9 protein-coding genes are annotated in these 7,710 nt (G+C 41.9%); 3 read left to right on the forward strand and 6 right to left on the reverse strand.

Going from position 1 to position 7,710, the window contains the following annotated elements; all coding sequences use genetic code 11:
- Positions 1 to 25: 25 nt before the first annotated feature.
- From MNV_RS21225 to MNV_RS07815, 6 genes are all read right to left on the reverse strand, one after another.
- Positions 26 to 190 (reverse strand): S8 family serine peptidase, encoded by a 165-nt coding sequence (locus MNV_RS21225; protein ID WP_096205005.1) that lies wholly within the window; start codon positions 188 to 190, stop codon positions 26 to 28.
- Positions 191 to 299: 109 nt separating this feature from the next.
- A complete protein-coding gene (locus MNV_RS07800) occupies positions 300 to 638 on the reverse strand; it encodes a hypothetical protein (protein ID WP_096205007.1) in 339 nt (112 codons plus the stop codon).
- Between the two features lie 60 nt (positions 639 to 698).
- Complete coding sequence (locus MNV_RS07805; protein WP_096205008.1) at positions 699 to 1,436, reverse strand: hypothetical protein; 738 nt, start codon at positions 1,434 to 1,436, stop codon at positions 699 to 701.
- 81 nt (positions 1,437 to 1,517) lie between these two features.
- On the reverse strand, positions 1,518 to 1,661 hold the full coding sequence (locus tag MNV_RS19495) for a hypothetical protein (protein ID WP_179293867.1): 144 nt from the start codon (positions 1,659 to 1,661) through the stop codon (positions 1,518 to 1,520).
- 402 nt (positions 1,662 to 2,063) lie between these two features.
- Positions 2,064 to 2,813 carry a hypothetical protein gene (locus MNV_RS07810; RefSeq protein WP_096205010.1) on the reverse strand — a complete coding sequence of 250 codons (750 nt, stop codon included), beginning with the start codon at positions 2,811 to 2,813 and terminating at the stop codon, positions 2,064 to 2,066.
- Between the two features lie 76 nt (positions 2,814 to 2,889).
- Positions 2,890 to 3,672, reverse strand: a complete 783-nt coding sequence (locus tag MNV_RS07815; RefSeq protein WP_096205011.1) for a class I SAM-dependent methyltransferase — start codon at positions 3,670 to 3,672, stop codon at positions 2,890 to 2,892.
- A gap of 107 nt (positions 3,673 to 3,779) precedes the next feature.
- Between MNV_RS07815 and MNV_RS07820 the strand changes: the two genes are divergently transcribed.
- From MNV_RS07820 to MNV_RS07830, 3 genes are all read left to right on the forward strand, one after another.
- Positions 3,780 to 4,988, forward strand: a complete 1,209-nt coding sequence (locus tag MNV_RS07820; protein WP_096205013.1) for a cation:proton antiporter — start codon at positions 3,780 to 3,782, stop codon at positions 4,986 to 4,988.
- Between the two features lie 95 nt (positions 4,989 to 5,083).
- Positions 5,084 to 6,280: an LUD domain-containing protein gene (locus MNV_RS07825; RefSeq protein ID WP_179293868.1), complete on the forward strand. Its 1,197-nt coding sequence runs from the start codon at positions 5,084 to 5,086 to the stop codon at positions 6,278 to 6,280.
- 99 nt (positions 6,281 to 6,379) lie between these two features.
- Complete coding sequence (locus MNV_RS07830) at positions 6,380 to 7,513, forward strand: S8 family peptidase (protein ID WP_096205016.1); 1,134 nt, start codon at positions 6,380 to 6,382, stop codon at positions 7,511 to 7,513.
- The last annotated feature ends 197 nt before the right edge of the window (positions 7,514 to 7,710 follow it).

Here is a 7,710-nt window from a genome sequence, read left to right on the forward strand (position 1 = left end):
GTTTTGGGAGGGCTTTGGTAACCACCTAACAGCATCCCTGTACTAATCCAAATCCATATATATTATCTCTTCCAATATCATCCAGATCAATTGCATTATAATCCAAACTTTGACGGATTTCCTGCGGAGTCATAGATAGGTTTTTACTTTTAATTAATGCCGCTACACCGCTCACAAAAGGCGCTGCCATCGATGTGCCGTTTCATTCGCATAACCGCTGTTTAACCCAGCAGAAATTCCCAAAATTACAGATACAATAAAAAGCACAATTTTATTAAATTTAATTTAATCCTTCTCCTTTATTCTAATTTACTTGATTTTATTAGATTGTAACCAATTTCGGAAATAATGAGTATAACAGTTACGGGCACAAAGAACAATCCAATAGTAAAACCCGACAGAAATTCTATAATTATCTGAGTAATTATCAGAGTTAACGCCAGAACCCCTGAATATTTTTTAAATGATAACAATCCTCCAATGATCAGCCAGGAAACCGAAATAATAACAATCGATAGTATTAGTATTTGTGGCAGAGCAGCATGTCTATAGGTATAACTTAATACAGTAGCATAAAATATTCCCATAATGATGCTGTAGAATCCTATTAACCTAAACAGAAAAACTTTTATGTTCATATTCTTCCTTTAAAAATTAAAAAGATGGCCCTGTCAGAGCCACCTGATTCTACGATACTGTTATGTTAGTATTTTTTCATAATGTAACATCCAGGCAATTGGACCATCGTCCCAAGTGACACTAGTTCCTAAAACCGAACCATCAGGATATGCTCTTACGCTATTTGGTTGATAGTAGATATTTGTAGTGACGCCAAGGAACCAATCGTTCTCCCAACGGTCATATATCGTCCGCGAATAAATAGATCCTGTGTTGGTTGTAAGGTAACTATCATGTGAAAAGCTTACTTCATACCAATGTGTAGTTGGGTATCCCCAGTGCGAATATCCTGCCCAGTTTGCATAAACGTATGTCCCGTCATAATTGAAGTTAAGTTGATCATATACATAGCTTACTTTCAGAGAGGCTGGGTCATACCAGTTTGTTGTCATTTGCGCCTGCTTTGTTGTGCCTGGGAAATAAGTTTGGGCTGAATTAGGAGAAATTGTTTTTATTTCCGATGAGTTCGGAATATTTGGGGGCTTTTTGAGCGTACCTTGTTCAACTAATAGCTGACAAGTATCTGGATCGACCGCCAGTTCTCTTTCTATTTTGGATATATTTCCTTCAGATGGTGTTATTGTCAGTACCGTTTGAGGATACTTGCATACTGTAGAAGTTTTATTTCCTTGAATTATAAGCCTATGTCCATTTTCAATAGGCGTTAAACCCGATACATTAAAAAATACTACATGCGGTCCGGTGATATTTACCTCTTTAGCAGTTGGTGTAGCACTTTCAGTTTGTGCACTTGCCATCGCAGTACAATACTCGCCATTAACATTACTATAAGTACCGCCATTAAAGAATTTTCTGCTTTTTTCATATTATTCCTCCATTTATATTTTCTCTTCTTTGCTGCCCTCAGGCGCGGCGCTGGCTTTAAATAAGTTCAAAGCTAACATTATCATGCCTTCGGGCAAATGCTGGGGCTCGGTTGCTCTCTTGAAACGGCGACTGAACCCCACGTTTTCTGGATGCAAAAACCAAGTGCGACCAGATTATTGATTATCAACCTTATCACCCTTGGTTTACACCATCAAATTTATTGGATAGAGCGAGGGCTATATATAACTTTCTGTTTGTATATTACAATGTCATTAAAAATTTTAACGGCATTGTAATCTTCAAGAAGGTTGAAATATCAAGTAGCTACATAGTTGCTAATGCATTTGATACTAACCTGCCTGTACTGATGGCCGTTAACTTAACATTAAAGTTCGGCATATCAGGTAGACCATGAGCGTTCACCGCAAAGTTCGCAAAGATTAATAGTGCTCTTCTTTGCTAACTTTGCGTGTTTTATATAGCTTATCTCTCTGATAATACTCAGAAGGGTTGTTCAAATAATAACCTTAAGTTAACAGCATCGGTTTCAGACATAATCAAAATAACGAATCTTTCTTTGAGTCCTTCAATTCTTCCGGCTTCTTTTCTTCCACAGGTACTTCCGGCTTTTCTTCTTTTACGATTTCTTCGGCTTTTTCCACTTTCACAACTGCATCCGCGTTTTCTTCTTTTACAATCTCTTGCGCCGGTTTTACCTCTACAATCTGCCCTGCCTGCTCAGCAACCTTTTTCTTTCTGCCTGCTTTTTTCCCGGCTGCGGGTTTAGTCTCTCCATTAACGGTCTGCGCGGCTTCCCCGCTGTCAGCAGCTTTCTTACTTTTACTTCGTTTCTTCCTCCTGGGCTTTCGTACTTTTCCCGGCTTTGCATCTCCAAGCACTGTACCAGCCGGGTTTTCTCCAGGCGGCTCATCTTCAAGCTTAAGTATGCCAGGTTCCTTAGTCTCTGTTTCCGATTTTACCTCTGATGGTATTGCATGTAGTTCCTCAAGCAACCTGTCTTCAAGTTCATCCTGCTCAGGGGCAGGCTCCGTGTTTACAGGTGATGCCAGCACAGTCTGCCCGTCTCCGGGCTTAAGTTCGGCTTTTTCCGGTTTATTTATTTTTACCACCGATAAGTCCGGTTTGACCTCCAGAGGTACGGCGGTTTCCAGGGACTGCTTCTCTTCTGCGGTTTTGGTGTTCTTTTTTATTTTCCTGAGCCGGTCAACTAAATACACTACTATGATAATAAGAATAAGATCAGTGATTAAAAGCAATGCTTCTGTGGATGTTAAATCAATAGCCATAGTATCTCCTTAGTCTTGGTTTAAAATTAATAGTATTGTATTTAATAGTTTTGATTGCAGGTATTTTTAACGCCAGTCAATTGCTGCGGCTTATCTCTGCTACCAGGATGATAGTGTCATAAGTAAAACCCAGCTTCCCATCCTCAAGATTTACCCGCAGACCTGTACTATCGCCCTTTATACTTTCCTCCATCAGTCCCTTAATGATTTTTGTTTCTTTCTCGCCAGTCCCCGCCCTTCTCATCCAGTCATCAAAATCCTGAGGTATGTCCCAGTGCGTTAAATTTGTAATAGTGGCTCCTATTTCATTGAACATTTGTTCCATTTCACTGCGCATATATATACGAACATGTGACGGGTCACGGAGCTTCTCGATACGGTTGTGGAACAGGCTTTTCTCGCGGTCTTCCGATGAAACGCCATCTACAAGGACTATCCTGCCGCGGGTTTTACACACGCGCTTCATTTCTTGCAGGGCTTTCACCGGCTCAGGGAAATGGTGGAATGCAAACCTGCATGATACTATATTGAATGTTTCATTTTCAAAGGGCAGCGATTCCACATCAGAAAGAAGAAATTCTGTATTCTCAAGCCCTGAATCCTTTTGCTTTTCGCGGGCATGGAGCAGCATATTGAGAGTGATGTCACAACCTATAACCGTGCCTGCCCTTTTTGCGAAATCAAGCGCGAGGAAACCTGCGCCGGTCGCGATGTCAAGAACCCGGTCGTTCTTTGTTACGCCGCTTCTTTTGACTGCCTCGGAAAGGTGAACCCCGTCCACGAATATATTCCCTTTTGAGTAGGCTTCAGCCTGCCTGCCGAACTGTTGTATCGCGCTCTCTTTTATACCCGGTTGCATGAGCGAAAATACCTGTGGGAGGCTATATATGTTATGCCTGTTGCAGGGCGGTATGCTCCAGGTCGTATTGTAAGGGTTAATATAATATGAGGATATAATAATGGGCAATGGACATCATTATTACTATACTCATGATACTGGTGGTCTCAAGGCTCTTAAGCGGGCTCTTTGCCCGTATAAAACAGCCGCCTGTTATCGGAGAACTGATCGCGGGGTTCATTATCGGGCCGTCCATCCTGAATCTTATAAGCCCTGATACTAACGGTCTGGATGCCCTGGCTGAACTTGGGGTTATCTTTCTTGTCCTGTTTGCAGGGATGCAGATGCATCTGACAAGCATGAAGGAGTACTTCCGCCCTGCTTTTTTTATTGCTTTTATGGGGAACAACCTTGCCATCCTTTCAGGGGTTTTGTTAGGAAAGCTGTACGGCATGGATATAATAACCTCTTTATTTATAGGGGTGGTATTCTCTCTAACCGCCCTTCCGGTAGGTGTCAGGATACTGATGGATCTGGGGAAAATGGACACGCCCACAGGGAAAATAATCATGACATCCGCAGTGATCGACGATATTTTCAGTATCTTCCTGTTCGTGATGGTTATCTTTATCGCTGAAAGTGGCTCCAGGCTGCCGGAAGCGGGTTTTGTATCGGCAGCTATCATTAAAATATTAATATTTTTATTATTAGTATATCTGTTCAATGAATTCCTGACCATTAAAGGCGGTCTGCCGGCACGGTATATAACTCTCGCGGTCGGCAAACTGACAAGGGAATCGCAGTTCTTTTATATCCTTTTATTCGGGATATTGATAGGGAACCTTGGCGGATTGCTCGGAGTTACTATTATAATAGGGATTTTTTATGCAGGAATCCTTATAAAAGGTACGACAATCGGCGAGGAAGCATATTCCAACGTATATAATGTGATATCATCCATAACATTCGGTATTTTCTCTCCTATCTTCTTTGCTTATATGGGACTGCTGATGGATGCAACAGTGATTTTTGATTACTCCGACCCATTTGCAAGTAAAAATATATATCAGCTTACGTTTTTTTTAAGCGCGCTGGTATTTGCAACGGTTGGTAAAAGCGGCGGCGCGTTCATAGGAGGTTTGCTTGCCAACATGAAGTTCAAGGACGCTGCTGCTGCGGGTATCGGGTTGAACGCGCGCGGATTGATGGGACTGGTCATCCTGGAGATAGGATTAAAACACAGGTTGATAGAGCAGAGTGTATATGCCCTGCTGTTAGCTATGTGCATAATCACTACTTTCATAACGCCTTATCTTCTTAAGAAAATTTTAAAGTGAACTCCATAAACTCCCTGCGAAGAAAATCTATATAGTGCAAAGTGGAAATTAGTACTCTTGATAATTAAATCGAAATGCAACCAGAAAAGGAAATTATGAACTACGGAGAGATCAAAGCCCTTCGGAAGGCATTTAATTCGGTAAAAGAGAGGCAGGGTTTAAACCTGCCCGGAAACTTCGCCGAAAGAAAAACAAGACTTAAAGCAGTAAGGGAATTCTGTGTGGGGAATGAAGAGCTTCTTGCCCAGGCTATTGAAAAACTTAAGAAAAACGGGATCAAAGTCCATCTCGTAAAAGAAAAAAAAGAGGCTATAACCGTTATTTTGAGCGAGATCGGGCAGGAAAAGCTCATTGTAAAATCCAAATCCAACGTCACAAAAGAAATAGAACTAACAAAAGCTCTTGAAAAAGAAGGGTTAACGGTCGTTGAGACGGATATCGGGGACAGGATTTTACAGATACTGGATGCAAAACCGTCCCACCCTACGGGACCTGTGACCCATCTCTCTGCAAAGGATATAGCAAAAGGGCTGTCGAAATACTATGATACGCCCATTAAAGGTGACCCGGAAGATATCGTAAAAATCGTCAGGGAAGATGTGATTTCCAATCTGGATAAAGCGAAAATTGGCATCACGGGCGCAAATGCCATCACTGCCGAGGAAGGCTCCATCGTGATAACTCATAATGAAGGGAACATCTATGAGGTCATGAGAAAGGAGAAGCATATAGTCGTGACCTCTATCGATAAGATATATCCTGATATCGAGTCTGCGGTAAGTATGCTGAAAGTCCTAAGCTATAATGCCACAGGCTCCATAATACCTTCGTTCGTTGAGATAATCACTGGCGTGAGCAAGACCGCTGATGTTGAGAAGAAGTTCATCAAAGGCGTCCACAGCCCGTCTGATATCACTTTAATACTGGTCGATAACAAAAGAAGCGAACTTGCAAGGAACGGGTTTAAAGAACTCCTTTACTGCGTGGGGTGCGGGAACTGCCTGCTATTCTGTCCCATGTACAATACCATCGGCAATGAGTTCGCCAGGGACAGCCACCTTGGCGGGAAGGGCATTGTATATTATTCACTTTATAACGGCGAGAAAGATGAGAAGCTTGAGTTCTGCTTAACGTGCGGCAGGTGCAGGCAGAACTGCCCGCTGGAGCTGGATATACCTGCAATGATCAGGAAAATCAGGAGCAGCGGGATGTCTTCGGAGATGTATTATTTTTTGAAATCGCATATAATATGGGCATACTACCAGCTCGTTCTTAAATCAAAAAATCATTAACATTTATATGAGTATCGAAAGACTAATGTACCCCTTGGTTGTATTTCTATTCAGATAACTTCAAGCAGTCCTACTGCCAAAAATGCGAGGTGAAGAATTATGAGTTTAAAAGTACTGTTTGTGGTTGCATCTATCGTGATTTTAAGCATATCAATCATTGGGAGCATTGCACCACAGGAAAAAGTTCCGGTAATAATCGGTTTCAAAGATAAAAAGGATCCGGATTTGATCAAGGAGAATGGCGGAGAAATAAAACGGGAATATACGCTTATAAATGCAATTGCTGCTAAGCTGCCTAAGAATAAAATTGAGGAATTGAAGAAAAATCCGAAAGTGGCTTACGTAGAATCTGACCGTATAGTTCAAGCATTAGCAGAAACCACACCATGGGGCGTTACGAAGATAAATGCACCTGCGGTTTGGCAGAATACCAGTACAAATAAAGGCACCGGGATAAAGGTGGCGATCCTGGATACTGGAATACAGTCCAACCATCCTGACCTTATAAATAACATCAAGGGCGGAGTTAATTTTGCAGGAAGACCTGATGGCAGTACAAATCCAAGATACTGGACTGATAAGAATGGGCACGGGACTCATGTTGCCGGGATAGTAGCCGCAGTGGGCGATAATGATATCGGGGTAATAGGCGTTGCCCCCGAAGCTCACCTTTACGCAGTAAAAGTACTGAATAATGCAGGGTCTGGCTATACAAGCGATATTATACAGGGCTTACAGTGGGCAGCAGACAATGCTCAGATTGCAAGCATGAGCTTCGGTTCATCTTACTACAACCAGGCGGAAAAAGATGCGATTGATGCTGCCAGGGCAAAAGGACTTATACTTATTGCTGCAGCGGGCAATTCAGGTGACGGCAATCCTTCGACAAATAATGTAGGCTACCCTGCAAGATACAACAATGTTATAGCGGTTGCTGCCACGAATTCAAACGATGTTGTGGCAAGTTGGAGCAGCGATGGACTGGAAGTGGATGTATCAGCTCCGGGAGTAGATATTCTATCAACATACAAAGGGTCCTCTTATGCATATTTGAGCGGTACCTCAATGGCTACCCCATACGTAACCGGAACGGTAGCGCTAATGCTTAAAGCAGGTATTTCTGCAAACGATATTCAGAGCAAATTACAGGCAACCGCTGTTGATATAAATGCTCCGGGCTTTGATGTGTTTTCAGGATACGGGCGCATAAATGCATTCAGCGCAATACAGTAATCTTTAAATTTATTTTTGATTTGTGGGGCAGGAAAAAAGCCCCATAATCCTTTTTTATTTTCAATAAGTTTTCAACAGCGATAAAAATTATACAAAGCGAAACTTTAAATAATAAAAACGATTATTGTAAACTATACCCAAATTACACCAGAATTGTCCCCAAATTTTGCTAAATCGTTGGGATGGAAAATCTGGAC

This window comes from Candidatus Methanoperedens nitratireducens, assembly GCF_900196725.1.
GTDB lineage: Archaea > Halobacteriota > Methanosarcinia > Methanosarcinales > Methanoperedenaceae > Methanoperedens > Methanoperedens nitroreducens_A.